This window comes from Amycolatopsis pigmentata (assembly GCF_042684065.1).
GTDB classification, from domain to species: domain Bacteria; phylum Actinomycetota; class Actinomycetes; order Mycobacteriales; family Pseudonocardiaceae; genus Amycolatopsis_E; species Amycolatopsis_E pigmentata.
On the sequence record NZ_JBHUKR010000009.1, the window covers coordinates 207,162 to 233,335 of the forward strand.

21 protein-coding genes are annotated in these 26,174 nt (G+C 69.1%); 8 read left to right on the top strand and 13 right to left on the bottom strand.

All coding sequences use genetic code 11. The features are described from left to right. Positions 1-48 precede the first annotated feature (48 nt). Positions 49-1,071 (top strand): prolipoprotein diacylglyceryl transferase, encoded by a 1,023-nt coding sequence (gene lgt, locus ACFSXZ_RS20445; RefSeq protein ID WP_449224281.1) that lies wholly within the window; start codon positions 49-51, stop codon positions 1,069-1,071. Between the two features lie 50 nt (positions 1,072-1,121). Here the strand turns inward: lgt and ACFSXZ_RS20450 are convergent, their stop codons facing one another. After that, positions 1,122-1,952, bottom strand: coding sequence for an SDR family NAD(P)-dependent oxidoreductase (locus ACFSXZ_RS20450; RefSeq protein ID WP_378266707.1), 831 nt, complete (start codon positions 1,950-1,952; stop codon positions 1,122-1,124). A gap of 98 nt (positions 1,953-2,050) precedes the next feature. On the opposite strand from ACFSXZ_RS20450, the gene ACFSXZ_RS20455 reads away from it, so the two are divergent. Next, the gene (locus ACFSXZ_RS20455) at positions 2,051-2,662 is read left to right on the top strand and encodes a TetR/AcrR family transcriptional regulator (protein ID WP_378266708.1); all 612 of its coding nucleotides are present in this window, start codon (positions 2,051-2,053) and stop codon (positions 2,660-2,662) included. 38 nt (positions 2,663-2,700) lie between these two features. On the opposite strand, the gene ACFSXZ_RS20460 is transcribed toward ACFSXZ_RS20455, so the two are convergent. The 7 genes from ACFSXZ_RS20460 to ACFSXZ_RS20490 all read right to left on the bottom strand — a co-directional run bounded on the left by ACFSXZ_RS20460 (position 2,701) and on the right by ACFSXZ_RS20490 (position 9,175). Further along, positions 2,701-3,489: an SDR family oxidoreductase gene (locus tag ACFSXZ_RS20460; RefSeq protein WP_378266709.1), complete on the bottom strand. Its 789-nt coding sequence runs from the start codon at positions 3,487-3,489 to the stop codon at positions 2,701-2,703. A gap of 60 nt (positions 3,490-3,549) precedes the next feature. Then, complete coding sequence (locus tag ACFSXZ_RS20465; RefSeq protein ID WP_378266710.1) at positions 3,550-4,377, bottom strand: hypothetical protein; 828 nt, start codon at positions 4,375-4,377, stop codon at positions 3,550-3,552. 56 nt (positions 4,378-4,433) lie between these two features. After that, positions 4,434-5,696 carry a hypothetical protein gene (locus ACFSXZ_RS20470; protein WP_378266711.1) on the bottom strand — a complete coding sequence of 421 codons (1,263 nt, stop codon included), beginning with the start codon at positions 5,694-5,696 and terminating at the stop codon, positions 4,434-4,436. Between the two features lie 239 nt (positions 5,697-5,935). Continuing rightward, positions 5,936-6,271 carry a hypothetical protein gene (locus ACFSXZ_RS20475; protein WP_378266712.1) on the bottom strand — a complete coding sequence of 112 codons (336 nt, stop codon included), beginning with the start codon at positions 6,269-6,271 and terminating at the stop codon, positions 5,936-5,938. 140 nt (positions 6,272-6,411) lie between these two features. After that, positions 6,412-7,209 carry an ABC transporter ATP-binding protein gene (locus ACFSXZ_RS20480; protein ID WP_378266713.1) on the bottom strand — a complete coding sequence of 266 codons (798 nt, stop codon included), beginning with the start codon at positions 7,207-7,209 and terminating at the stop codon, positions 6,412-6,414. Then, complete coding sequence (locus ACFSXZ_RS20485; RefSeq protein WP_378266714.1) at positions 7,206-8,258, bottom strand: FecCD family ABC transporter permease; 1,053 nt, start codon at positions 8,256-8,258, stop codon at positions 7,206-7,208. Before ACFSXZ_RS20485 ends, ACFSXZ_RS20480 begins: the two co-directional genes overlap by 4 nt. Beyond that, a complete protein-coding gene (locus tag ACFSXZ_RS20490; RefSeq protein ID WP_378266715.1) occupies positions 8,255-9,175 on the bottom strand; it encodes an ABC transporter substrate-binding protein in 921 nt (306 codons plus the stop codon). The genes ACFSXZ_RS20485 and ACFSXZ_RS20490 overlap by 4 nt, the downstream gene beginning before the upstream one ends. Before the next feature lie 558 nt (positions 9,176-9,733). On the opposite strand from ACFSXZ_RS20490, the gene gltB reads away from it, so the two are divergent. The 4 genes from gltB (at position 9,734) to ACFSXZ_RS20510 (ending at position 18,392) form a co-directional block, all read left to right on the top strand. After that, on the top strand, positions 9,734-14,320 hold the full coding sequence (gltB, locus tag ACFSXZ_RS20495; RefSeq protein ID WP_378266716.1) for a glutamate synthase large subunit: 4,587 nt from the start codon (positions 9,734-9,736) through the stop codon (positions 14,318-14,320). 83 nt (positions 14,321-14,403) lie between these two features. Then, entirely contained in the window at positions 14,404-15,912 is a 1,509-nt protein-coding gene (locus tag ACFSXZ_RS20500; RefSeq protein ID WP_378266717.1) for a glutamate synthase subunit beta, read from the top strand. An 89-nt stretch (positions 15,913-16,001) separates the two neighbouring features. Then, positions 16,002-16,943, top strand: coding sequence for a trypsin-like serine peptidase (locus tag ACFSXZ_RS20505; protein WP_378266718.1), 942 nt, complete (start codon positions 16,002-16,004; stop codon positions 16,941-16,943). A gap of 45 nt (positions 16,944-16,988) precedes the next feature. Beyond that, on the top strand, positions 16,989-18,392 hold the full coding sequence (locus ACFSXZ_RS20510; protein WP_378266992.1) for a class II 3-deoxy-7-phosphoheptulonate synthase: 1,404 nt from the start codon (positions 16,989-16,991) through the stop codon (positions 18,390-18,392). A gap of 109 nt (positions 18,393-18,501) precedes the next feature. Here the strand turns inward: ACFSXZ_RS20510 and ACFSXZ_RS20515 are convergent, their stop codons facing one another. From ACFSXZ_RS20515 to pknB, 3 genes are all read right to left on the bottom strand, one after another. Further along, on the bottom strand, positions 18,502-19,071 hold the full coding sequence (locus ACFSXZ_RS20515) for a 2'-5' RNA ligase family protein (protein ID WP_378266719.1): 570 nt from the start codon (positions 19,069-19,071) through the stop codon (positions 18,502-18,504). 125 nt (positions 19,072-19,196) lie between these two features. Then, complete coding sequence (locus ACFSXZ_RS20520) at positions 19,197-20,513, bottom strand: wax ester/triacylglycerol synthase family O-acyltransferase (RefSeq protein WP_378266720.1); 1,317 nt, start codon at positions 20,511-20,513, stop codon at positions 19,197-19,199. 164 nt (positions 20,514-20,677) lie between these two features. After that, the gene (gene pknB, locus ACFSXZ_RS20525; protein ID WP_378266721.1) at positions 20,678-22,699 is read right to left on the bottom strand and encodes a Stk1 family PASTA domain-containing Ser/Thr kinase; all 2,022 of its coding nucleotides are present in this window, start codon (positions 22,697-22,699) and stop codon (positions 20,678-20,680) included. 176 nt (positions 22,700-22,875) lie between these two features. Between pknB and ACFSXZ_RS20530 the strand changes: the two genes are divergently transcribed. Beyond that, the gene (locus ACFSXZ_RS20530) at positions 22,876-23,244 is read left to right on the top strand and encodes an Rv2175c family DNA-binding protein (protein ID WP_378266722.1); all 369 of its coding nucleotides are present in this window, start codon (positions 22,876-22,878) and stop codon (positions 23,242-23,244) included. A gap of 102 nt (positions 23,245-23,346) precedes the next feature. Here ACFSXZ_RS20530 and ACFSXZ_RS20535 read toward each other — a convergent pair whose 3' ends face one another. Both ACFSXZ_RS20535 and ACFSXZ_RS20540 read right to left on the bottom strand, forming a co-directional pair. Beyond that, complete coding sequence (locus tag ACFSXZ_RS20535) at positions 23,347-24,141, bottom strand: LLM class F420-dependent oxidoreductase (RefSeq protein WP_378266723.1); 795 nt, start codon at positions 24,139-24,141, stop codon at positions 23,347-23,349. 96 nt (positions 24,142-24,237) lie between these two features. Further along, positions 24,238-25,302 carry a polyprenyl synthetase family protein gene (locus ACFSXZ_RS20540; protein ID WP_378266724.1) on the bottom strand — a complete coding sequence of 355 codons (1,065 nt, stop codon included), beginning with the start codon at positions 25,300-25,302 and terminating at the stop codon, positions 24,238-24,240. 66 nt (positions 25,303-25,368) lie between these two features. Between ACFSXZ_RS20540 and ACFSXZ_RS20545 the strand changes: the two genes are divergently transcribed. Further along, entirely contained in the window at positions 25,369-26,151 is a 783-nt protein-coding gene (locus tag ACFSXZ_RS20545) for a PIG-L family deacetylase (protein WP_378266725.1), read from the top strand. The last annotated feature ends 23 nt before the right edge of the window (positions 26,152-26,174 follow it).

A 26,174-nucleotide genomic window follows, 5' to 3' on the forward strand; every position in this document is an offset into this window, starting at 1 on the left:
GGGCGGGTCTTGTCGGCGAGACTTGCCGGGCACGTTACGGTGACCGGTGTGAACTCCGCCTCGGCAGCTTTCCTCGCGACGATACCGAGCCCTGACCGGGGAGTGTGGTACCTCGGACCGCTCCCGTTGCGGGCCTACGCGTTGTGCATCATCGCGGGCATCGTCATCGCGATCTGGTGGGGCGAGCGCCGGTGGACGCAGCGCGGCGGGACCAAGAACACGATCGTCGACATCGCCGTGTTCGCCGTCCCGTTCGGTCTGGTCGGCGGCCGTCTCTACCACGTGATCACCGACTGGTGGCGCTATTTCGGCCCGGGCAAGGAGCCGATCAGGGCGCTCTACATCTGGGACGGCGGCCTCGGCATCTGGGGGGCCATCGCGCTGGGTGGCGTCGGTGCCTGGATCGCCTGCCGCCGTAAGGGGATCCCGCTGCCCGCGGTGGCGGACGCGATCGCGCCCGGCATCATCGTCGCGCAGGCGGTCGGCCGCCTCGGCAACTACTTCAACCAGGAGCTCTACGGCGCGCACACCACGCTGCCCTGGGGCCTGGAGGTCTACCAACGGTTCGACCCGAACAACCCGGCGATCCCGGACCAGGGGCCCACCGGTGTGGCCTTCGGCCACATCCCGCTGCCGGAAAGCCCGGTGCACCCGACGTTCCTCTACGAGCTGGTGTGGAACCTGGGGATAGCGGCGCTCGTGGTCTGGGCCGACCGGCGTTTCCGGCTCGGGCACGGACGCGCGTTCGCCGTCTACGTCGCCGGGTACACCGCGGGCCGGTTCTGGATCGAACTGATGCGCACCGACGACGCGACGCACGTGCTGGGCCTGCGCGTCAACGTGTGGACCTCGATCCTGGTCTTCGCGGGCGCGGTCGCCTACATCGTGTTCGCCGCGAAGCGCGGCCCACGCGAGGAGCCGGAAACCTTGCGCGGCAACGACATCACCGACGAGGCCGTCGACCACTCTGCCGGGACGTCCGCAGCGCCGGACGGGCGCGAAAAGGCCGCGTCGACCGCGGACACCTCGTCCACGGGTGACCAAGGCAAGGGCGGCAAGAGCGCTTCGTAGCCATTCGGCGTCCAGCGCGCCGGAGCCGCTCCACGAGCAGCCGGTGGTCTCTAGCCGAGTAGTGCTTCGGAGCGGTCCCAGAGCCGGCGGGCCAGATCGGCGTCTTCGGCCTGCGGGTTGCCGCGCTTGGGTTTGCGCTTCTCATAGTAGGTGCCGGATTCCCAGTCGACGCCGGGGCGGCCCTCGGCGAGCCACGCCAGTTCGCCGGCGCCCTTCTCCGGGGTGCTCAGGAGCACGGCCCGGGTGACACGGTTGGTGACGATGAACCGCATCAGCCGGTCTTCGGTTTCGTTGGCGAAGTTGCTCGCGGTGTTGCCCGGGTGGAAGGCGGCCGTGGAGACGCCCTGATCGTGGTATCGACGGTGTAGTTCCTTGGTGAACAAGATGTTTTCGAGCTTGGTCGCGGCATAGGCCCTTCTCGCGTCGAACTTCCGGTCGTGGTCGAGGTCGTCGAGATCGAGCTTGCCCGCCAGGCGTGCGCCGACGCTCGAAGTCTGGAGCACCGTGGCCCTGGAAGCGGTCAGCTTGTCCATCAGCAGCCGGGTGAGCAGGAACGGCGCCAGATGGTTGATCTGGAAGGTCTTCTCGAACCCGTCGACGGTCTTGGTGGGATCACCGAAGACGCCACCGGCGTTGTTCGCGAGTACATCGATGCGCGGGTACGCCGCGTTCAGTTCGGCGGCGAGTTTGCGGACGTCATCGAGGCGCGTGAAGTCGGCGACATGGCGGTCCGCACCGATTTCGCCGGCGACCGCCTCGGTCTTGCGCGGAGAGCGGCCGACGACAACGACGTGGTGGCCGTTCTGGTGGAGCCGGCGGGCGGCCGCGGCGCCGATGCCGTCGCTGGCGCCGGTGATGACGATGGTCTTGGCCTCGTTCATGGTCGTCCTCGGATACGGTCGGAAGCTGTCGCTGACAGTATATGCCTAACTTGTCAGTGGCTGTCACATTTGGCCATGCTTGCTACAATCGGCCCATCATGAGTGAGAGCCGGTCAGGCCTGCGCGAGCGCACTCGGCGGGCGGTCCGGAAAGAGATCGCCGAAGCGGCCGGTGCGCTGTTCGCCGAGCGTGGCTACGAGGCCACCACGATCGACCACATCGCGGCGGCGGTCGGCATGTCCCAGCGCAGCGTTTTCCGTTATTTCGCCACGAAAGAAGAACTCGTCCTCGGCAAGTTCGACTTCGTGGTGGAGGAGATGCTCGACGTGCTGCGCGCGCGTCCCGCCGATGAGCCGGTCTGGACGTCACTGCACCGCGTTTTCGACGTGCTGTCGTCGATCGCGGAAGCGCCGGGCAACGAGAAGCTCGTGGAACCGATCAATCGCATGGTCTTCGAGACTCCGGCACTGCTCGCCGGCTACCTGCAGAAGCTGCAGCACATGCAGGACGCCGTCGTCACCTTGCTGCTCGAGCGCGCCGAGGCCGCGGGCAAGCCCTACGCCGCCGATGATCCGGCGCCCCGTGCGCTGACCGCCGCGGCGTTCGGTTGTCTGGTGGCCGCACACCATTCCTGGCTGGCCTCCGGGGCGAAGGGTTCCTTCCGCGACGCCGTCGACCGCGCGATGGCGACCGTCGGCCCCCGCGCCTGACCGGAAACCTCATCGGCCCCTTCCCCGGGGCCGCGGTATCACAGGTCGGGGAGGCCGAGGTCGAGGCTCGGGGCTTGCAGGCCGCCGTCGGCTTCGATCACCTTTCCGGTGACGTAGGCGCCCGCCGGCGAGGTCAGGAAGAGGACCGTCGCGGCGATGTCCTCCGGCTCGCCGATCCGCTTGAGCGGGATGGCCGACTCGATCTTCGTCTTCAGGTCCGGGTTGGCCGCCACGACTTCGAGCGCGGAGGTCGCGACCGTGCCGACGGAGACGGCGTTGACGCGCACCCGTGGCGCCAGGTCGGCCGCGGCGATCCGGGTGTAGTGGGCGAGCGCACCCTTGACGGTGCCGTAGGCGGCGAAGCCCCGCCCGGCGATGCGGCCCATGACGGACGAGATGTTGACGACCGCTCCGCCACCGCCTTCGAGCATCACGGGCACCGCGGCCGTGGTCAGCGCGTGCGCGGTCGAGACGTTGAAGCGGAAGGCTTCTTCGAGGAAGTCGGTGGTGGTGTCCAGCAGCGGTCGTGGATAGGTTCCGCCGACGTTGTTCACCACGATGTCGAGCCTGCCGAAGACGTCCTTCGCGGCCTCGGCCAGTCCGGCGGCCGCGCCGGGGTCGGACAGGTCGGCCGGGACGACATGCGCCTTGCGGCCGGCGTCCGCGATCCGCGCGGCGACCTCCTGGAGGTCCTTTTCGGTGCGTGAGGACAGGACGACGTCAGCGCCCGCTTCGGCGAGCGCGATCGCCGAAGCGGCGCCGATGCCACGGCCGGAACCGGTCACCACGGCCACTTTGCCGGTGACCTGGAAGCGATCAAGTATCACGCGACAACTGTAACAGGTTCTAGTTTTGGGGCCGAGGGTTGTTTTCCGGGGACCAGTGGATCAGTTGAGGACGGAACCGCCGAAGTAGTCGTCGTCGTCCGGTTCGTCCCGGCGGCCACGGCGTGGCGTGTTCCTGGTGCCTCCCGGCGTGTTCCCGGTGTCTCGTGGCGTGTTCCCGGTGTCTCGCGGCTGCTGGTGTTCTCCGCCGCGTGAAGCGAGCGGGTCCGCGAAGTCGTCCTCGTCGTACTCTTCGTCGCGCCGGGCGGGCGGTGGCGTGCGGCGCGGCGGTTGCGGCGGAGACGGCGGCGAAGGTGGCGTGGGAGGCGGCGGAGGCGTGCGTGCGGCACCGGTGTCGTCTCGCTTGTCGTCCGACACCATGTGCCCGCCCGCGAAGTAGTCGTCCTCGCTGGGCGGCGAGGGCGGCGCGGCCTGGGAATACGTCCGCGCGGCACCGGCGCCGCCGTCGTCGAAAACGCTTCCGCTGGTGACTCCCCGCGCCTCCAGGATCTCTTCGAGGCTCGCGCCGGCCTCGGCCTCCTGGTAGATCTCCCGCATCTCGTCAAGCCTCGCGGACATCATTCCGCGGACCGTGTCGTCCTGAAGTGCCTTGCCCTCCAGGATGTCCTTCCAGGTCAGCTCACCCGCGTCGACCTTCTTCTTCATCGCGCGCAGCGCGGCCGGGGCGTCCGGGCGCTCGGCGGCGGCCTTGACCGCGGCGATGTCCTCGGGTTTGGCGGTGTGGTCGATGTCGGGGAGGTGCTTGAGCTTCTCTTCGGCCTGTTCGATGACCTCGCGTGATTTCGCCATGGTCTCGTCGAGAGCGGCTTCGGCTTCACGAAGCGAAGCGGGTTTCCACGAGTCGCCGAGGTCGACGGCCGGATCGGACATGGTGGGCTACTCCGTGATCGGTGACGCGGACGGGGTGGTGTGGTGGCCGGTACGCACTATGTTTGTCCATTGTGGCCGGAACCGGCGCCGGCCGGAGTCCTGGGACCGGACTCGCTTTCGCTTCCCTCGCCGGAGGATCCTTCGCTTGACGATTCTTCGCCGGAGGGCTCTTCGCCGTGGTGGCTCGCGCCGATTTCCCGCGCGGTCTGGCCGATGTCCTTCGCGTCACCGGCGATGCCCTTGGCGTCGCCCGAAATGTCGGTGACGTCGCCCTTGACGTTTTTCGCGATGTCGATCGCGTCGCCGAGGCTCTGAATGTCCTTGATCTTCGCCAGTTGCGAGCCGATGTCCTGGATGGACTGCCACATCGCCTTGACCTTCTCGATGATGTCCTTGATCAGCTCGATGATCTGGAAGATCTGGTTGGCGATGTCGAGCGCGTCGATGACGGTGGTGGCTTCGGCCGCCCAGCCCACCACCGGGATGCACGCCTTCGCGGCGATCTCGATCAGCTTGTCGACCAGTTTCTTGAGCAGCTTGAGCGCTTCACGGGCGAGCTTCTCCGAACCGTCGGCCACGGTGTCGAAACCCTTGGCGATGACCTTGGCGATCTCGCCCTCCACGGCGAGCCCGGCCTTCCAGCCGACGTCCACGTAAGCCTTGTGGGCCAGCCCGGACGGGCCTTTCCAGTCCTCGCCCACGATCTTCGCGTTGCCCGACATCGTGGCGGAGAACTGCTTCATCGCATTGGCGATGTTGCGCCAGGCTTCGCCGTTCTGGCGCATCTTGCTGAAATCGCCGGTGAGCGGCTTGATCACCATGTCGACCAGGCTTTTGCCGGCGATGTGCTGGAACACCCAGTCGACGGCCATCACTTCCAGGCCGGCGCTTTCCACCAGCGCCTTGACGTCCGAGCCGTCACCGGGTTCGGGCGGTTGCAACTGGCCGATGATCTCGTCGCCGGTCTGGTACTGGCCCTCCGGCATGGTGGGCTCGAACGGGGGCTCGCCGCCTTCGCCGCCGGAACCTTCGCCGGAACCCTCCTCCCCGGAACCCTCCTCCCCGGAGCCCTCGCCGCCCGAGCCTTCCGAGCTTCCGGAGTCGCCGGAGCCGCTGGGCGTGGTCCGGTCCCCGCCGCGGCGTGGCGGTTCCTCCGGCGATTCACCGCCGGACCGGCCGTCCCCTGTGGACGATGAACCGGAACCGTCCTCTGTGGACCCTCCGTGGGCCTGGCCGGTGTCGGTCGTGCCGGGCTGACGGCCCGGACGCGGCGGTTGCTCACCGGGGTAGGGCTGAGTGGGGTGGTACGGCGGGTTCATGGGAGCCTGCTGCGGGTACCGCTGCCCCGGATGGCCGGGTGGATAAGGCTGCTGCGGCGGATAAGGCTGAGGCGCGTGCTGTGGCGGATACGGCTGCGTGTGCTGTGGTGGATACGGCTGCCCGGGACGCGGGTGGTGCTGCGGGGAGTACGGGTGCTGGGGGCCGCCGTGGTGGGGGTGGCGTGGTGGCATGATCGTCCGTTCTCTACGGCTCTGCGATTGACTGGGTCGGCGCCGGGTCAGGCGATGACCGGGACGGCGGAGGTGTCGATGTCGCTCAGCAGGCCCTTGAGGACCTGATGGACACCGCTGTCGGCGTGTTCGTAGCTGCTCGCCGCGTGGTTGACACCTTCGACCAGTGACGCCATCCGCTGCTTTCCGATCTTCAGCGTGTCGCCGTAGAGGGAACCGACCAGGTCGACGGCGGGCTGCAGCACCATGAACAGCCCGGTGAAGCCGGACTTGTCGCAGCCGTCGTCGTGCATGTATTCGGCGATCGCGTCGATCACCGAGCTCAGGTTCTCGAGCACCTCGGCGTACTGCTTCAGTGCCTCGGGATCAACATGAAAGTCCACCGGCCCCCCAGAGAGTCCTTGGTCGTGTCGTCGGGGACGAGGATATTGCACCCTCCGGTGGCCGCGGGCGGGGTTCACCGAGAAAGTCGCGAACGAAAACGAAATGCCGGGAAGCGGAACGAAAAGGGACTCCGGGGAGTCTATGTCCGGTTCACCGGTGCCGGTCCGCGCCGGGTCGGGGCGATCACCAGTTCGCCGCGCGAGGCGACCAGCACGTCGGCCGTCGCGCCGTAGTGGCGGGCGAGACGATCGGGGGTGAGGACCTCGGCGGGCGCCCCGGCGGCGGCGACCTCGCCGTCGGCGAGGAGCAGCAACTCCTCCGCGTACTGCGCGGCCAGGGTCAGGTCGTGCACTGTGGACACCACCGTGGTGCCGTCCTCGCTCCTGAGCCGGTCGAGCAGTTCCAGCAGTTCCTGCGCGTGCCCGAGGTCGAGGCCCGCGGTGGGCTCGTCGAGCAGGAGGATCCGGGCGCGCTGGGCGAGCACCCTGGCGAGCACGGCGCGCCTGCGTTCCCCGCCGGAAAGGGTGCGCAGTTTCCGGCCTGCCAGCCCGGTCAGATCCAGCCGTGCCAATGAGTTATCCACAATGGACAGATCGTCGCGGCCTTCGCGAGCCAGCGGGCCGAGGTGCGGAGTGCGGCCGAGTAGTACGTAGTCGGCGACCCGAAGCCCTTCGGGCAGAACGGGATTCTGCGGCGCATATCCGATCAGACGGGCCTTCTCCTTGCGGGACAACAGTTCCGCGCGTTTTCCGTCGAGCGTGACATCGCCGCGAAAGGGCAACAGTCCGGCGACCGCCTTCAGCAGGGTCGACTTCCCGGCGCCGTTCGGGCCGACGACCGCCAGCCAGCCTCCGCCGCGAAGCTCCGCCGAAACCCCGCGTAAGGCCGGGCGGCCACCGTATCCGGCATGCACGTCCACGACCCGGACCGCGGTCATAGGTTGGCACCGCTCCGTCGATCCGAACGCAGCACGCCGACGAAGAAGGGCGCGCCGGTGAAGGCGGTCACCACCCCGAGCGGCAGTTCGCCGGGCATGACCGTGCGCGCGATCTGGTCGGCCAGGATCACGAAGACGGCACCCCCGATGAGCGAAAGCGGTATCACGACACGGTAGCTCGCCCCGGCGAGCATCCGGACCAGGTGGGGCACGACGATCCCGACGAACCCGATGAGCCCGCTCACCGACACGGCCGCGGCGGTCGCCAGCGAGGCGGCACCCAGCAGCACCAGCCGGACCCGCGACGGCCGCAGGCCGAGCGAGGCCGCCTCCGCGTCGCCGAGCGTGAGCACGTCCAGCAGGCGGGCGGACAGGCACAGCACGACCGCCGCCGCGCTCACGTAGGGCAGGGCCAGCAGCACCTCGTGCCAGCCGGCGAGACTGAGCCCGCCCAGCATCCAGGTGTAGACCTGCCGGATCGTCTGTGCGTTGAGCTGCTGGACGAACGTCTGCACCGCGGTCAGGAACGAGGCGACGGCGACCCCCGCGAGCAGCAGCGCGGCCGTCCCGGCGCGCCCGTCGGCACGGCCGGCGAGCCAGCTCAGGCCGACTCCGGACAGCGCTCCCGCGAACGCGGCCACGGGCACCCAGGCGCTGCCGGCCGGAGTCAGCACGATGACCAGTGTGGCCGCCATCCCCGCACCCGCCGCCGCACCGAGCAGGTAGGGGTCGGCGAGCGGATTGCGGAACACGCCCTGGAAGGTCGCGCCGGACACGGCCAGCCCCGCGCCGACCAGACCGGCCAGCACCACCCTCGGCGCCCGCAACTGCCACAGGATCGCCGCCTCGCGATCGGAAAGCGGTGAACGCCCACCGGTCAGCTGGGCGAAGATCTCGCCGAGTACGCGCTGCCAGCCGAGCTCGCCCGCGCCGACCAGCAGCGCGCCCACGGCGACGGCCGTGAGCAGCAGCAGGCCGGTCAGGACGGTCCGGGGGCGTAACCGAGTCCTCGTGCGCTGGTGCCGTGTGGTCTCCCGGACCGTGTTCATCGATGCGCCGGCGCGGCGGAGGAGACCGCGGCGGAGACGGCGCGCACGAGTTCGACGATCCGCGGGCTCCACCGCGAGGCGATGTCGTCGTCGAGCGCGACGACATGCCCGTTCTTCACCGCGCTGAGGGTGCTCCATCCGGGACGGGCGGCCACCGTCCCCGCGTTCTGGCCGCAGCAATGGGTGTCCGCGAGGAAGATCAGGCCCGGGTCGGCCCGCAGGATGTGCTCGGCGGACAGCTGCGGATAGTCGCCCGTCCCGGCGCCGTCGGCGATGTCGCTCACCCCGAACCGGGAGAGGATCTGCCCGATGAAGGTCGACGACTTGGCGCTGTAGTACGTCTGGTCGAGTTCGTAGTAGTAGCTGAGCGGCTGGGCGGGTTTCGGGGTCGCGGCCACGATCCGGTCGATGTCCTCCTTGGCCTGGCGGGCCAGATTCTCGCCTTCCGCCCGGTGGCCGGTCGCGATGCCCAGCGAGACGAATTCCCCGTAGGCGTCGTCGAGGGTCTTCGCGTCGGGCATCACCACGGTCGGCACGCCGGTCTTGGCCAGGGCCGCCGCCAGGCCGCCGGTGTCGGCGGAGACGACCACCAGATCGGGGTTGCGGGCCGCGATCGCCTCGGGGGACGGCGACAGGCCGGACAACGCGGTGCGCGGTGCCTGGGGCGGGTAGTCCGAGTCGGAGTCCACGGCCACCACCTGCGGCCCGGCGCCGAGCGCGTACAAGGTTTCCGTGGCCGACGGTGAAAGCGAAACGATCCGGTCCGGACGGTGGGGGATGGCGACCCCGCCGACGGTGACCGGGAACGCGGCCGGTCCCGCCGGCGCGGCGGGACCGGGGTCCGCCGCGTGCGTCGCGCATCCGGTGAGCCCCAACGACAACGCGGCGAACAGGGAAATCACGGCAACCTTTGGCACCGGCAACAGTCTCCTTACGAAAATTTCTCAGGCCTCACTTCGCCGGGGCACGTCGGAGTGAGGCCTGGAGGCGAAAGGGTTTCGGGTGGATACTCGCCGGATCCGCGCGGTTCGTGTTTTCTGGGGACACCGCCCCCAGACCCCCCACCAAGGGTGCTCGACTGGTCACCGTTCGCGGCGCCGGGTTCCCGACCTCGCCACTCCTCCGCCCGCCCGGCGGGCCGTCGATCAGCATCGCCGGTCGGCGGGCCGCTGACCAGGGTGAGGAACGCTACCATCGGCGGATCTGGCTGCCCGGCAACCGCTGGCGTAACCTGGTCCGGATAGGCGTGCGCGCTACACTCGACCACAGGTCCTGCCGGAATCCGGCCCATCAAGAACGCAGTCGTTCGTCGCAGCCAGATCGTTACCGATCAGATGAGGAAATCGACGCTGCGAAAGGGTGCCGTCGTGTTTCCTGGGTGTTAAGGTCGCGCTAATCAGCGGGCCATCGTCGTCCCGAGCACAGCAAACCGGGGGATTTCCGAACTGGGCACGAAGACGACGAAGGAGGTCCGTATGATCTTCTCCGCCAACCCGGGCAAGCAGGGCTTGTACGACCCGGCGACCGAGCAGGACTCCTGCGGGGTCGCGATGGTCGCCGACATTCGCGGCAGGCGCTCGCACCGGACCATCACCGACGGCCTGACGGCCTTGATCAACCTCGACCATCGCGGCGCGGCGGGGGCCGAGCCGACTTCCGGCGACGGCGCGGGCATCCTCGTGCAACTGCCGGACGAGTTCCTGCGCGCCGTGGTGGGCTTCGACCTGCCCGCGCCCGGGGAATACGCGGCGGGACTGGCGTTTCTCCCCGCCGACGAAGAATCGCGCAACAAGGCCGTCGGCCTGGTCGAGCGGCTCGCCGAGGAAGAGGGCCTCGACGTGCTCGGCTGGCGCGACGTGCCCACCGAGACCGAAGGCGCGGGCATCGGCCCGACGGCGCGGTCCGTCATGCCTCACTTCGCCATGCCCTTCCTCGCCGGGCAAGCCGGTGCGCAGGGGCGGCGGCCGTCCGGCGCGGACCTCGACCGCCTGACCTTCTGCCTGCGGAAACGGGTCGAGCACGACAGTGTCACCGCCGAATGCGGTACCTACTTCCCGTCGCTGTCCTCGCGCACGATCGTCTACAAAGGAATGCTCACGCCGGTCCAGCTTCCGGCGTTCTTCCCCGACCTGCGCGACGAGCGGATGACCAGCGCGATCGCCTTGGTGCACAGCCGGTTTTCCACCAACACCTTCCCGTCGTGGCCGCTGGCCCATCCCTTCCGGTTCGTCGCGCACAACGGCGAGATCAACACCATCCGGGGCAACCGGAACCGGATGCGCGCCCGTGAAGCCCTGCTGGAGTCCGGTCTCATCCCGGGCGATCTGTCCAGGCTGTACCCGATCTGCTCGCCGGAGGCGTCGGATTCCGCGTCCTTCGACGAGGTCCTCGAACTGCTCCACCTCGGTGGCAGGTCGCTGCCGCACGCGGTGCTGATGATGATCCCGGAGGCGTGGGAGAACCACGCCACCATGGACCCGGCCCGCCGCGCGTTCTACCAGTTCCACTCCGGACTGATGGAACCGTGGGACGGCCCGGCCTGTGTCACCTTCACCGACGGCACCCTGGTCGGCGCGGTGCTCGACCGCAACGGCCTGCGCCCGGCGCGCTGGTGGCGCACCGCCGACGACCGGGTGGTGCTGGCCAGCGAGGCAGGCGTGCTCGAGGTCGCACCCGAGGACGTGGTGGCCAAGGGGCGGCTCAAGCCCGGCCGGATGTTCCTGGTGGACACCGAAGCCGGCAAGATCGTCAACGACGACGAGATCAAGGCCGGGCTGGCGGCGGCCCAGCCGTACGCGGAATGGCTGCACGCCGGCCTGCTCCAGCTCGCCGACCTGCCCGACCGCGACCACGTGACGCAGAGCCACGACTCGGTGCTCCGGCGTCAGCTTTCCTTCGGTTACACCGAAGAGGAACTGAAGATCCTGCTCGCGCCGATGGCGCGCACCGGCGCCGAACCGATCGGGTCGATGGGCACCGACACCCCGCCCGCGGTGCTGTCCCAGCGTTCGCGGCTGCTGTACGAATACTTCAAACAGAACTTCGCGCAGGTCACCAACCCGCCGCTGGACGCGATCCGCGAGGAACTGGTCACCTCGATGAGCCGGATCATGGGGCCGGAGTGCGACCTGCTCAACGCGGGCCCGGCCAGCTGCAGGCACATCCAGCTGCCCTACCCGGTGATCGACAACGACGAGCTCGCCAAGCTCATCCACATCAACGACGACGGCGACCTTCCCGGGTTCGCCTGCACTGTCCTATCCGGACTGTTCGAAGTGGAGGGTGGCGGCAAGGCGCTGACGGCGGCCATCGAGCGGGTCCGGCGGGAGGCCTCCGAAGCCATCGCCGCGGGTGCCCGCACCCTCGTGCTGTCCGACCGCGACTCCGACCACCGCATGGCGCCGATCCCGTCGCTGCTGCTGGTTTCGGCGGTGCACCACCACCTGGTGCGCACCAAGGAGCGGCTGCGCGTGGCGCTCGTCGTCGAGACCGGCGATGCCCGCGAGGTGCACCACATCGCGCTGCTGCTCGGTTACGGCGCCGCGGCGGTCAACCCCTACCTGGCCTTCGAAACCATCGAGGACATGATCGCGGGCGGGAACGCGGGCGTGGACCGGAACGGGCAGAGCGTGCTCACCGGGGTGGAACCACGCCAGGCGATCCGCAACTACGTGCAGGCGCTCGTCAAGGGCGTCCTGAAGATCATGTCCAAGATGGGCATCTCCACCGTTGGTGCCTACACCGCGGCGCAGGTCTTCGAGTCCCTTGGCCTGTCCCAGGAACTGCTCGACGAATACTTCACCGGCACGGTCTCCAAACTGGGCGGAGTAGGCCTGGACGTGCTGGCCGAGGAGGTCGCGGTCCGGCACCGCCGGGCGTATCCGGACAACCCGACCGACCGTGTGCACCGCAGGCTGGACACCGGGGGCGAGTACGCCTATCGCCGCGAGGGCGAACTGCATCTGTTCACCCCGGAAACGGTGTTCCTGCTTCAGCACGCCACCAAGACCCGCCGCGACGAGGTCTATCGCGCCTACGCCGACGAGGTGCACCGCCTCGCGCGTGAAGGCGGCCTCCTGCGGGGCATGTTCGCCTTCCGCAAGCGCGAACCCGTCCCCTTGGACGAGGTCGAATCGGTCGAGTCGATCTGCAAGCGGTTCAACACCGGCGCGATGTCCTACGGGTCGATCTCGGCGGAGGCGCACCAGACGCTGGCCATCGCGATGAACCGCATCGGCGGGCGCTCCAACACCGGTGAGGGCGGCGAGGACCCGGAGCGGCTGCACGACCCGGAGCGGCGCAGCGCGATCAAGCAGGTCGCCAGCGGCCGGTTCGGCGTGACCAGCGAGTACCTGGTCAACGCGGACGACATCCAGATCAAGATGGCGCAGGGCGCCAAGCCGGGCGAAGGCGGTCAGCTCCCGCCGAACAAGGTGTACCCGTGGATCGCGCGGACCCGGCATTCCACGCCGGGGGTCGGGCTCATTTCCCCGCCACCGCACCACGACATCTACTCCATCGAGGATCTGGCACAGCTGATCCACGACCTGAAGAACGCCAACGAGCGCGCGCGTGTCCACGTGAAGCTGGTCAGCACGCTCGGCGTCGGCACGGTGGCCGCGGGCGTGTCCAAGGCCCACGCGGACGTGGTGCTCATCTCCGGCCACGACGGCGGCACGGGCGCCTCGCCGATGAACTCGCTCAAGCACGCGGGGACGCCGTGGGAGATCGGGCTCGCGGAAACGCAGCAGACGTTGCTGCTCAACGGGTTGCGCGACCGGATCACCGTGCAGGTGGACGGTGCCATGAAGACCGGCCGTGATGTGGTGATCGCCGCGCTGCTCGGCGCCGAGGAGTACGGGTTCGCCACCGCTCCGCTGATCGTCGCGGGCTGCGTCATGATGCGGGTCTGTCACCTGGACACCTGTCCCGTCGGGGTGGCGACCCAGAGCCCGGAGTTGCGCAAGCGCTACACCGGGCAGGCCGAGCACATCGTGAACTACTTCCACTTCGTGGCGGCCGAGGTGCGGGAAACCCTTGCCGCGCTGGGCTTCCGGTCGCTGGACGAGGCGATCGGCCGGGCCGACCTGCTCGACACCGACGAGGCCGTCGAGCACTGGAAGACCAAGGGCCTGGACCTCGCGCCGATCTTCGAGATGCCCGAGGGCGCGGCCGTGTCCTACGGCAGCGCGCGTCGCAAGGTCCGCGAACAGGACCACGGTCTGGAACGCGCTCTGGACCGCACGCTCATCCAGCTCGCCGAGGCGGCGCTGGAGGACGCGCGTCCGGTCCGGCTGGAACTCCCGGTCCGCAACGTCAATCGCACGGTGGGCACGCTGCTGGGTTCGGAGATCACCCGTCGCTACGGCGGAGACGGCCTTCCCGACGACACCATCCACATCAGGCTGATCGGGTCGGCGGGTCAGTCGCTCGGCGCCTTCCTGCCGCGCGGAGTGACGCTCGAACTTCTCGGTGACGCCAACGACTACGTGGGCAAGGGCCTCTCGGGCGGTCGGATCATCGTGCGTCCCCATCCCGACGCGACCTTCGTCGCGGAGCGGCAGGTCATCGCGGGGAACACGCTCGCCTACGGGGCGACCGGCGGGGAGATGTTCCTGCGCGGGCAGGTCGGCGAACGGTTCTGCGTGCGCAACTCCGGCGCCGTGGTGGTGGCCGAGGGCGTGGGTGACCACGCTTTCGAGTACATGACCGGAGGCCGGGCGGTGGTGCTCGGGCCGACCGGGCGCAACCTCGCGGCGGGGATGTCCGGCGGCATCGGGTACGTGCTCGACCTCGATTTCGCCACCGTGAACCGGCAAATGGTCGAACTGGTGCCGTTGGAATCGGAAGATCTGGTCTGGCTCAAGCAGATCGTCACCCGGCATCACGACCTGACCCGCTCCGCCGTGGCCGCGTCGCTGCTCGGTGACTGGCCACGCCGGTCGGCGGCCTTCACCAAGGTGATGCCGCGCGACTACGCGCGGGTCCTGGATGCGATGCGCGCCGCGAAGGCCAGCGGCCGCGATGTCGACGAAGCGGTCATGGAGGTAGCTCGTGGTTGAGCCAACCGGCGGCACCCGAGCTGACCAAAGAGCGCGCCGCATTCCCGTGGGCGCGCAAGGCCGCCAGGAAAGGGGAGTGGCTCGTGGCTGACCCGAAGGGCTTCCTGAAGTTCGAGCGAGCCGAGGGCCGGAAACGGGCGCGTGAGGAAAGGATCGGTGACTGGCGCGAGGTCTACGCCGACCTGGACCCGGCCGAACGGGACAAGCAGGTGCGCACGCAGGCCACCCGGTGCATGGACTGCGGGATTCCGTTCTGTCACTCCGGCAGCGCGGGCTGCCCGCTGGGCAACCTGATCCCGGAATGGAACGACCTGGTGCGCCAGGGCCAGTGGGAGGCCGCGAGCGACCGCCTGCACGCGACGAACAATTTCCCCGAGTTCACCGGGAAACTGTGCCCCGCGCCGTGCGAGGCGGGCTGCGTGCTGTCCATCTCCCCGGCCTCGGGCGGTCCGGTGGCGATCAAGCGGGTCGAGGCCACGATCGCCGAGAAGTCGTGGGAGCTGGGCATCGTCGAGCCTCAGGCGGCGGAGGTCTCCTCGGGCCAGCGGGTCGCTGTCGTCGGGTCGGGGCCGGCGGGACTGGCCGCCGCGCAGCAGCTCACCCGCGCGGGCCACGAGGTCACCGTGTTCGAGCGGGACGACCGGCTCGGCGGGCTGCTCCGGTACGGCATCCCCGCGTTCAAGATGGAGAAGAAGCATCTCGACAAGCGCCTGGCCCAGTTGAAGAAGGAGGGCACGAGGTTCGTCACCTCGTGCGAGGTGGGCGTGGATCTCACCGTCGAGGAACTGCGGGCCTCCTACGACGCCGTGGTGCTCGCGGTCGGTGCGTTGCGCGACCGGGACGACACCTCGACGCCGGGGCGTGAGCTCGCCGGAATCCATCTGGCGATGGAACATCTCGTGCAGGCCAACCGGCAGTGCGAGGGTGACGGACCGCCCGAGATCGACGCGGCCGGCAAGCACGTGGTCGTCATCGGTGGTGGTGACACCGGTGCCGACTGCTACGGCACCGCGACCCGGCAGGGCGCGCGGTCGGTGACGCAGCTCGACCAGTACCCGATGCCGCCCCAGACCCGTGACGACGACCGGTCGCCCTGGCCCACCTGGCCCTACGTGCTGCGCACCTACCCGGCCCACGAAGAGGGCGGCGAGCGCACGTTCGGCGTCGCGGTCAAGCGGTTCGTCGGCGACGACTCGGGAAACGTGCGCGCCATCGAACTGCAGCGGGTCCGGGTGTCCCGCGACCCGGAGACAGGGCGGCGTGAGGTCGTCCCGGTCGGCGACGAGACCGAGGAGATCCCCGCGGATCTGGTGCTGCTCGCGATCGGCTTCGAGGGGGTGCAGCGGATGCGCCTGCTCGACGACCTCGGCCTGGAGCCGAACCGGCGGGGTTCGCTGTCCTGCGGCACGGACTGGCAGACCGGCGCGCCCGGAGTTTTCGTCTGCGGCGACGCGCATCGTGGCGCTTCCCTTGTGGTGTGGGCGATCGCCGAAGGCCGCTCGGCCGCGCACGCGGTCGACGCCTATCTGACCGGCGACTCGGATCTCCCCGCGCCCGTGCACCCCGGTGCGTTGCCTTTAGCGGTCGTGTAACACCCGGAGCCCGTTTGGCCTATTGATCTCACCCCCTCGTCGAACCTACTGTCGCGTACGGTTGTTTCGGCGAGTGGAACGGGGTCCACATGAAGGTAAAGGCGCGGGCGGGTTTTTTGCTCGCCGCGAGCGTTCTGACGGCGGGATTCGTGGCACCGGCCTCGGCCGGTGCTCAGCAGACACCGTCGCCGGCCGTTCATCAGTTGTCGGATTCGGCTGCGGCCAAGGATTTCTGGACTCCGGCCGACATGCGCGCGGCGACCCCTTTGGACGGTCTGGTCCAGACAGTCAATTCGCTGGCGGGGCAGGTGGCCGGCGGGCTCCCGTCGCTGATTCCTTCGACGCCTTCGTCCTCCACGCCCGGCTCGGTGTGGACCGGCGGCGGCAAGGTCACCAAGACCGCGGGCCGGGTCTTCTTCCTTTACAACGGTGCCAAGGCTTCCTGCAGCGGTGACGCGGTCACGAGCGGCAACTCCAGCACCGTCATCACCGCCGGGCACTGCGTGAAGCTCAACGGAACCTGGCACACCAACTGGGTCTTCGTGCCCGGCTACAACAACGGCAACGCCCCTTACGGTCAGTGGCCGGCGAAGAAGACCATGTCCACCCCGCAGTGGGCCGCCAGCGAGGACCTCAACTACGACGTCGGCGCGGCTGTCGTCGACACGGTGAACGGCCGGCGTCTCACCGACGTGGTCGGCGGCCAGGGGATCGCCTTCAACCAGGCTCGTGGCCAGCGCATGTACAGCTTCGGCTATCCCGCCGAGGTGCCCTACGACGGCACCAAGCTGGACTACTGCGCGGGCACCACGTTCACCGACTACTTCGGCAGTAACGACAACGGCCTCAACTGTGACATGACGGGCGGTTCCAGCGGAGGGCCGTGGTTCCAGAGCTTCGACTCGGCCGCTGGAACGGGCGTGCAGAACTCGGTGAACAGTTTCGGTTACAACTTCCTGCCGGGCTTCATGTTCGGTCCGTACTTCGGCGCCGACGCGCAGAAGCTCTACAACACCGCCGCCTCTTCCTGAGGACCGCTCACCTGGGCCGGTCCCGCTCGTCCGGGACCGGCCCATATCCTGGGTGTCGTGAACTGGACCGTGGACGTCCCTGTCGACACCCTGCCCGAGCTGCCTCCCCTGCCGCCGGGGCTGCGTGCGCGCCTGGATGACGCGCTCGGCCGGCCGGCCGCGCAACAGCCCGAATGGCCGGACGCCGATGCCGCCCGCCGGGTGCGCGCGGTGCTGGAGAGCGTGCCGCCGATCACCGTGCCGGTCGAGATCGACCGGCTGCGGGACCGGCTGGCGATGGTCGCGCGCGGTGAGGCCTTCATGCTTCAGGGTGGTGACTGCGCGGAGACCTTCGAGTCCAACACCGAGCCGCACATCCGTGCCAACATGCGGACGCTCCTCCAGATGGCCGTGGTGCTCACCTATGGCGCTAGCCTGCCGGTGGTCAAGGTCGGCCGGATCGCCGGGCAGTACGCAAAACCGCGCTCGGCCGCGAACGATGTGCTGGGCCTGCCGGTCTACCGGGGCGACATCGTCAACTCGCTGGTGGCCAAGCCGGAGCTCCGGGTGCCGGACCCGAGCCGGATGATCCGCGCGTACGCGAACTCGGGCGCCGCGATGAACCTGCTCCGTGCCCTGACCGCGTCGGGCATGGCGGACCTGACCCAGGTCCACGACTGGAACAAGGACTTCGTGCGGACCTCCCCGGCCGGAGAGCGGTACGAAGCCCTGGCCGGGGAGATCGACCGTGGGCTGCGGTTCATGAGTGCCTGTGGCGTCCAGGACACTTCCCTGCACTCGACGGAGATCTTCGCCAGTCACGAAGCGCTCCTGCTGGACTACGAACGCGCGTTGCTGCGGTTGGACAACGCCGACGCGGAGAATCCCAGGCTCTACAACCTGTCGTCCCACTTCCTGTGGGTCGGGGAGCGGACCCGTCAGCTCGACGGCGCGCACATCGCCCTGGCCGAGCTGCTGGCCAACCCGATCGGGGTCAAGATCGGCCCGACGACCACGCCCGCCCAGGCGGTGGAGTACGTGCGCCGGCTCGATCCGCTCAACCAGCCCGGAAGGCTGACGCTGATCTCGCGGATGGGCAACGGCAAGGTGCGGGAGGTGCTGCCCGCGATCGTGGAAGAGGTCGAGGCCACGGGGCACAAGGTGGTCTGGCAGTGCGACCCGATGCACGGCAACACCCACGAGTCCTCGAACGGGTACAAGACCCGGCACTTCGATCGGATCATCGACGAGGTCCAGGGTTTCTTCGAGGTGCATCACAAACTGGGCAGCTATCCGGGCGGGATCCACGTCGAGCTGACCGGCGAGGACGTCACCGAATGTCTCGGCGGGGCCCAGGAGATCTCCGATCTCGACCTCGCCGGCCGTTACGAGACCGCGTGCGACCCGCGCCTGAACACCCAGCAGTCGCTGGAACTGGCCTTCCTGGTCGCCGAGATGCTCCGAGGCTAGGGACTGGCTGTCCGCGCGAAGCGTGTCCGTTGAGGGTGGCGGTGGAGACGCTGGGTGTGGCCGCCGCGCGGAGCGTGTCCGTTGAGGGCGGTGGTGGGAGACGGGCGGGTCAGCCCGAGAGCGTGAACTCGGTGACGGTGCGCCATGGCCCGTGTTCGTCGTCACCCGCGACGAGCCGGACACGGTCGATCCAGGCGTGGACCGGCAGCACGGCGGCGAGGTCGGCCGCGGCGCGCCGCTTGCCCTCCGGATCGCCGATGCGGCTGTCGATCACCGTCAGGTGCGGCACCGTGTCCGGATGCTCACCGGCGTAGGGCGGGTGCGCGGGAAAACGTTTCCACATCGCCTGAGTGAGCGCGCGGAAATGGTCGTCCGGCTTGGGTTCGAGCCAGACCACCTCGTCGTCGAACCATTTCACCTGTGAGAAGGCGCACTCGAAAGGGCGGAAACCGGAAAGCGCGGCCTCTATGCCGGTAATTGTGCCGTCATCGATTTCGCATGGTGGTACGAACGGGTACAGCACGGTGACATGGGCGGGAACGCTCGCCGTCGGCCGCGAACTCAGCGCACGCCGGTGCCAGGCAACGAGGTGGTCGGTCTCGGGTACGGGAACGATGATCGCACTCCTGGTCGCGCGCGAGAGCCCGCGCGGAAACGAGTGCGCTTGGGGGACCGGCATGGTCCAATCATGACCTACGTTTCCGCGTCAGGGTGACGCGGATCGCTCATGCTGCGCCGTTCCGTTACCAATTCGGAGAACAGCCGGGTCCCTACCGGCAAACAGGCTGACCGTTCGGCCTGCTTTCAGGCGGATTGGTAAAGTGCGGCGGCGGATTTCAGGACGGCATCTCGCAGCGATCCGGTGTCGGCCACCGCGTCACCGTTCGCCTGGAGTCCAATGTGGACGCCGTCGCGATAGACGGCGGCCGCCACGCCCAGTGCGTGCCTCGGTGCCAGCGGCACCAGGGGGTAGACCTCCTCCAACGACGCGCCGTCGAGGCCGAGTTCCAGTTTGGGCAGCGGCACGTTGGTGATCACGATGTCGAACAGCAGTCCCGCCACCTGGCCCGCCGCCCGGGTCGCGATCCGGTGCACCGGAGGGGGGATCCGGCCGGCCAGCACCGGCACGGCACCCGGGCCCGACAGCGGGCCCGCCGCCTTGTTGCGGTGCATCGACTGGTGGATCTCACGCAGCCGCCGCACCGGGTCCTCCAGGTGCACGGGAAGATCGCACAGGTATCCGGAGAGCTGGTTGGCCGCGGGCCCGGTGTCACGGGCGCGCGTGCTGACCGGCACCAGCGCGCGGACGCCGCGCCCGTCGAGCCGCTGGCCGCGGTTGACCAGCCAGTCGCGCAGCGCCCCGGTCAGCACGGCCAGGATCACGTCGTTGACCGTGCCGCCGTGCGCGGCGCGGATCTTGCGGATGTCGGCCACGTCCAGCCGGACGAAACCCAGTCGGCGGCTCGCCGAACTCGGCGCGGACAGCGGTGAGGTGGGATACGGCCGGGCGGCGCGCAGGATCGCCGAGGCGATGCCCGCCCCCTTCCCGGCGTCGGTGATCGCGGTGGCGATGCCGTCCCTGAGCAGTTCCAGCGGTGACCGGCTTTCGGGCTGAGGCTCCGTGGCCTCCAGCAACGCCCGCGTGATCGGGAGTTCGTCCAGCAGGCCGGCCGCCACCGCGAAGGCGCCCGCGCCGTCGGTGAAGGCGTGGTGGAGCTTGAGCAGCAGCGCGAACCTGCCCTCCGGCAACCCGGTGACCACGTGCAGGCTCCAGGGCGGGCGGTCGAGGTCGAGCGATTCCTCGATCCATCCGGCGGCGTAGGCGGTGAGCGGGTCCTCGACGCAGAATTCACTCAGGCGATGGACGTGGATGTGGTCCGCGGGGTCGAACCGGGTGTCCTCCACCCAGGTGGCGCCCCCGGGTGGGAACAGCGTCGAGCCGATGCGCAGGCGCAGGCGGGGAACGCGGGCGGCACGCTCGGCGAGCAGCGACGCGAGCCGGTCCTCGTTCACCGGCGCCCCTGGCCGGAACGTCACGACGGCGCCCATGTGCATGGGCGTGGCCCTGCCTTCCAGGCACAGGAATGCGATATCGAGCCCGCTGAGTTGGCGGCCGGGCATAGGGACCCTTCTGTGGTCGGTGTGCGATGTGTTGGCTCTACTCGACCAAACGGACGTGACATCAGCGTAGTCCCCGTGTTTCGGTGACGCTAACGCCGAACTCCGTTCACTCGAATGGATGCACACCGTCCACAGAGGACAGACGGTTCAGGTGGAGCGGGTGATTACGGAAAAGTTTTCAATTTCACTTTCGTGCCTTTCTGCACGAAACTGCCGGCGTCCGGATCCTGGCCGACCACGAAGCTGAAACCACGGCGGCCACCTCCTCCGTCACCGTCCCCGTTGACCTGGAGTCCCGCGTCGGTCAGCGTCTGGACGGCCTCCTGGAGGCTCATCCCGAACACCGAGGGCACCTGGACCGCGTTCGAGGTGAACACCCCGACCCGCTTGCCGTCCGTGTCGTCCGGACGGCTGCCCGCCGCCGGACTGGTCCGGGTCACGTTGCCCGCCGGTACCCCGCGGGCGAACTCGGTGCCGGCGTCGAAGGGCTCGAAACCGGCCTGCTGCAGGAGTTGGAACGCCTGGTCGTGGGACTTGCCCACCACGTTCGGCACGGGTTTGGGCGGAGTGCCCTTGGACAATCCGTAGGTGACCGTCGCCCCGATGGCGACCGGCGTGCCGGCCTGCGGGCTCACGGTGAGTACGTGGTCCTTCGGCACGGACCCGCTGAAATCGTCCTTGCTGGTGTCGTGCGCGGCCTTGAGTTGCTGCGAGACGATCGACGACTCGGCCTCTTCGCGGGTCGCGCCGACGATGTCGGGCACCTTCGGCTTGCCGGAGGAGACGAGGAGCGTGACCTGGCTGCCCGGCGACGCGGACGAGCCGGCCGCCGGGGTGGTGCCGATGGCCATTCCCGCGGCCACGGTGTCACTCGCCTGCTGGCTGATCCTGGTGGAAAACCCCTTGTCGTGCAGGGTCTTCTCGGCGGTCGGCCGGTCCATGCCCGCCACCTGCGGCACGTCCACCGCGTCGGCGATCTGCTTGCCGCCCCCGGCGAACCACCACACCATCGTGCCGATGAGGCCGCCGATCACCAGCACCAGCAGCACGCGCAGCGCGATCGTCTTCTTCCGGCGGCGATCGTCCTCGTCGTCCCGCGCCGCCGGAGGCGGGTACGAACCGGGCGGCGGGGCCATCGCCGCCATGGTGGGTTGCGGTTGCCGCTGAGCGACCAGGGGTTGGTGGCCGAGGCGTGTCATCGCCCTCGTGCCGCGTGGTCCGGCGACCGGCGCGGTGCCCACCGCGGAGAACGCGGGGACCGTCAGGTCGTCCACCGGGGGCGGGGGCGGGCCCGCGGGAGGCGGGACGGGGATCGGCACCGGACCGAGTCCGAGCGAGGCGCGAACCTCGCGCAGGCGCCGCAGGAAGAGGCCGGCGTCGGCCGGCCGTGCCTCCGGGTCGCGCCGGGTGGCGCGCAGCACCAGGTCGTCGAGCACGGCGGGCAGGCCGGGGACCAGGGTGCTGGGCGCGGGCACGTCGTCGTTCACGTGCCGGTAGGCCACCGAGATCGCGGTGTCGCCGCTGTAGGGGACCTGGCCGGTCAGCATTTCGTAGAGCACGATGCCCGCCGAATACACGTCGCCGCGCATGCCGGCCGCGCCCGCGGTGACCTGCTCGGGGGAGAGATACCCGACGGTGCCGAGAATGACGCTCGAACTGGTGGCGCCCGTGCTGGCGACGGCGCGCACCAAGCCGAAGTCGGCCACCTTGACCACCCCGACCGGTGGCGTGCCCGCGCGTCCGAGCAGCAGGTTCTCCGGCTTCACGTCGCGGTGCACCAGGCCGGCGGTGTGCGCGGCGGACAACGCTTCCAGCATCTGCTCGGCCACGCTCAACGCGAGCGCCACGTCGAGCCTGCCCCGCTGGTCCAGCAGGTCGCGCACGGTTCCGCCGTCGAGCAGTTCCATCACCAGGAAGGCGTGTTCGCCGTCGACGCCCTGGTCGTGCACGGTCACGATGTTCGGGTGATGGAGCCGGGCGGCGGAGCGGGCTTCCCGCTCGAACCGGTCGACGAACGACCGGTCGTCGGCGAACCGCGGATCCATGATCTTGATGGCGACCGGGCGGTCGAGCCGGGTGTCGGTGCCGCGGTACACCGACGACATACCGCCCCGGGCGAGCAGCGAATCGATCCGGTAACGCTGCTCCAGCAACGTCCCGGCGAGGCCGGTGTCGGTGGTTGTCACGGTAGCCGATGGTACGGACATCGCCTGGCGTGTGGTGAGCCACTCTGTCCGATTCGGGCGCGACCGTCGCCCTCCGTGGTCTGACGTGCGCACAGGGCTGGGCAAGAACAGTGTTTTCTGCCGGTCGGAGTAATGAAATTGCCCTCGGTGACGCGGAATGTGGCACAGTGTCAGCTGTGAGTGCGATTCCAGTCGCTGATGATGTGCTCGGTCCGGATACCGCGGTGCTCAGTCTGGCCCAGGTGAGTACCGAACTCGGATTGTCGCTCAACAAAGTGCGGCAGCTGTTGCGGGACGGGCATCTGCTCGCCGTCCGCCGTGACGGGGAGGTGTTCGTACCGGCCGATTTCTTCGCCGGGGGAACACCGGTCAAGGGACTCTCGGGGTTGTTGACGGTGCTGGCCGACGCGGGTTTCAGCCGCACCGAAATGCTGCGCTGGCTTTACACCGCCGACGACTCGTTGCCCGGTACCACGCCCATCAACGCGCTCCGCACCAACCACGGCACCGAGGTCAAACGGCGCGCACAGGCAATGGCGTTCTGAACGGCGTTCAGGCCCGCGTTCCGCGCGGCCTTCCGGCGAGCGCGGTGTTCCGGCGTGCCCGGGTTTCCCCGCCCCTGCGGAAAACCCGGACACCTGTCGGCCTCAGGACTCCTGAGCGTCCCGCCAGGCGATCCATTTGCGCAGGTTGCCGAGGTCGTAGTCCGGGCCGCCTGCCCCGACGGTGAACAGCGAGACGCCGAGTTTCCTCAGCTGGGCGCCGAGTTCCTCGGGATCGGTGGCCGAGCCCCGGCTGCCGACTCCGCACGAAACCTCGATCTCGGCGGGATCGCGGCCCACGGCTTCGCAGTGCCCGCGCAAGATGTCCACCTTGCGTGCCAGGACCTCCGGATCCCCGAAGCTGTGCCAGATGTCGGCGTGCTTGGCCACCAGCCGCAACGTCTTCTTCTCGCCGCCACCGCCGATCAGCACCGGGATCTTCCGCGTCGGCGCGGGGTTCAGCTTGCCGAGGCGCGCTTCGATGCGGGGCAAGGACTCGGCCAGGTCGTCGAGCCTGCTTCCCGCGGTACCGAATTCGTAGCCGTACTCGGCGTAGTCCTTCTCGAACCAGCCCGAGCCGATGCCGAGGATCAGCCTGCCGTCGCTGATGTGGTCGACCGTGCGGGCCATGTCCGCGAGCAGTTCGGGGTTGCGGTAGCTGTTGCACGTCACGAGCGCGCCGATCTCGACGCGGGAGGTGGACTCCGCCCAAGCGCCGAGCATCGTCCAGCATTCGAAGTGCTTGCCTTCGGGTTCGCCGTAGAGCGGGTAGAAGTGGTCCCAGTTGAACACGATGTCGACGCCGAGGTCTTCCGCTTCCGCGGCCGTGGCGCGGATCTTGGCGTAATCCGCGTGCTGGGGTTGGAGCTGTAGTCCGATACGTATGGGCCTGGTGGTCATAATGGCCAGCTTATCGGCGCTCGTGGCGCTCGCAGGGCGACGCTTCGGCCGGACGGCCCGCGGCGCGGCCGGAAATCACGGCAGGGTAAGGAGAATTCACGACACCCGCTGCGTCGCCTTGCCCGCGAGTTCGGTGAGCCGCTCCTCCGCCGGCCCGGTCAGGTGTGCTCTCCGTAACGCGGTGAGCGCGCTCCGGGTCAGGTCGTCGATCCGGCCTTCCACCGCCGCCACGGCACCGCAGGTGATCAGTGCCGCCCGCACATCGGCGACCTCCGGTTCGGACAGCCTGGCGTTGCCGACCGCCTTCGTGATGATTTCGGCCTGCCGCGCGGTGCCCAGTTGCAACCCGAGTGCCACGAGAAGGGTCCGCTTGCCCTCCCTGAAGTCGTCCCCGGCGGGCTTTCCGGTCACCGACGGATCGCCGAAGATCCCGAGAAGGTCGTCGCGCAACTGGAAAGCGACCCCGAGTTCGGCCCCGAACGCCAGGAGCGCGTCGACCTGTTCCTGATTCGCGCCGGCCAGCGCGGCGCCCAGGTGCAGCGGCCGCTGGACGGTGTAGGCGGCCGTTTTCAGCCTGCTGACCCGCAACGCGGCCTCCGGTGAGGTGTCTCCGGTCGCCTGGGTACGGACGTCGAGATACTGCCCGGCGAGGACTTCGGTGCGCATCGCCCGCCAGGCCGGCCTGGCGGCGGTCAGGTTCTCCGCGGGCAGCCCGGCGGTGGAGAACATGTCGTCCGCCCAGGCCAGCGCCAGATCGCCGATCAACACGGCCGAGGCAAGCCCGAACGCCTCGGGTGAGCCGAGCCAGCTGCTGCTGGTGTGATGCCGGGCGAAGGCGATGTGCACCGTCGGCCGGTTGCGCCGGGAGTCGGAGGAGTCGATGAGATCGTCGTGGATCAGCGCGCACGCCTGGACGAGTTCCAGGCTGGACACCGCCCGCAGGACCCCCTCGGCGTGCGCCGGGTCGCCACCGGCACCGCGCCAGGCCCACCACGCGAAGGTCGGCCGCAGCCGTTTTCCGCCGCCCAGCACGAAATCCGCGAGCGCGTCGACAGCGTAGGCGAAACCGGGCTCGGCCACCCGGATCTCCGCCGAGGCCTCGTTCAGGAACCGGGTCAGCTCCCGGTGCACGTGGCCGGGCAGGTCGGCGTCGAAGTCCATGTGTCCATCGTGCTGCCAACGGGGCATGCGCGCGATCTCGGGGGTGGTTCCCAGTATTCTCGCTTCGTGGCTACCTTGGTGACTTTTCATGCCCATCCCGATGACGAGTCGATCGGCTGTGGCGGTGTGATGCGGAAGGCCTTCGAGGAAGGCCATCGGGTCGTCCTCGTCGTCGCGACGCGCGGTGAGCGGGGCGAAGTGCCGGAGGGCTTCCTCGGCGAAGACGAGCCGTTGTGGCGTCGCCGCGTGGCCGAGACCCACGCGGCGGCCGAGATTCTCGGCGTCGAGCGCGTGGAGTTCCTGGGTTACCTCGACTCGGGGATGATGGGCACCGAGACCAACGACGCGCCGGGCTCCTTCTGGACCACGCCGGTCGACGACGCGGCCGAAAAACTCGCCTCCATCCTGCGCGAGGAGAACGCCGACGTACTCACCGTCTACGACGACAACGGCGGCTACGGCCACCCCGACCACATCCAGGTGCACCGGGTCGGCATGCGCGCGGCCGAAATCGCCGGGACCGCCCGCGTCTACCAGAACACGATGAACCGTGACCATTTCGTGCGGGCGCGCGCCGAATTCGGGGAGGATTCCGCGCTTCCGGACGTCCCGCCGGACGCCGAGAACCTGGGCAAGTCGGAAGCCGAGATCACCGCGGCGGTCGACGTCACGGCTTACCTCGACCACAAGCGCCGCGCGATGCGTGCCCACGCCAGCCAGATCAGCGAGCAGTCGTTCTTCCTCGCCATGCCCGACAACGCGTTCCGTTATGCGTTCGGCACGGAGTGGTTCATCCGCGCGGGCGCGGGGCCGGGCATCACCGAGACCGATCTCCTCGCCGGCCTCTGAGCGCTGTTTCCCCTATTTTTTGG

What these genes read in the sequence shown, in the direction of transcription:
- ACFSXZ_RS20485 (WP_378266714.1), bottom strand. Translation starts at nt 8,258, where the DNA reads ATGAACACGGTCCGGGAGACCACACGGCACCAGCGCACGAGGACTCGG.
- ACFSXZ_RS20535 (WP_378266723.1), bottom strand. Translation starts at nt 24,141, where the DNA reads ATGACCACCAGGCCCATACGTATCGGACTACAGCTCCAACCCCAGCAC.
- ACFSXZ_RS20450 (WP_378266707.1), bottom strand. Translation starts at nt 1,952, where the DNA reads ATGAACGAGGCCAAGACCATCGTCATCACCGGCGCCAGCGACGGCATC.
- ACFSXZ_RS20465 (WP_378266710.1), bottom strand. Translation starts at nt 4,377, where the DNA reads ATGTCCGATCCGGCCGTCGACCTCGGCGACTCGTGGAAACCCGCTTCG.
- ACFSXZ_RS20455 (WP_378266708.1), top strand. Translation starts at nt 2,051, where the DNA reads ATGAGTGAGAGCCGGTCAGGCCTGCGCGAGCGCACTCGGCGGGCGGTC.
- ACFSXZ_RS20515 (WP_378266719.1), bottom strand. Translation starts at nt 19,071, where the DNA reads ATGCCGGTCCCCCAAGCGCACTCGTTTCCGCGCGGGCTCTCGCGCGCG.
- ACFSXZ_RS20470 (WP_378266711.1), bottom strand. Translation starts at nt 5,696, where the DNA reads ATGAACCCGCCGTACCACCCCACTCAGCCCTACCCCGGTGAGCAACCG.
- ACFSXZ_RS20480 (WP_378266713.1), bottom strand. Translation starts at nt 7,209, where the DNA reads ATGACCGCGGTCCGGGTCGTGGACGTGCATGCCGGATACGGTGGCCGC.
- ACFSXZ_RS20505 (WP_378266718.1), top strand. Translation starts at nt 16,002, where the DNA reads ATGAAGGTAAAGGCGCGGGCGGGTTTTTTGCTCGCCGCGAGCGTTCTG.
- gltB (WP_378266716.1), top strand. Translation starts at nt 9,734, where the DNA reads ATGATCTTCTCCGCCAACCCGGGCAAGCAGGGCTTGTACGACCCGGCG.
- ACFSXZ_RS20540 (WP_378266724.1), bottom strand. Translation starts at nt 25,302, where the DNA reads ATGGACTTCGACGCCGACCTGCCCGGCCACGTGCACCGGGAGCTGACC.
- ACFSXZ_RS20520 (WP_378266720.1), bottom strand. Translation starts at nt 20,513, where the DNA reads ATGCCCGGCCGCCAACTCAGCGGGCTCGATATCGCATTCCTGTGCCTG.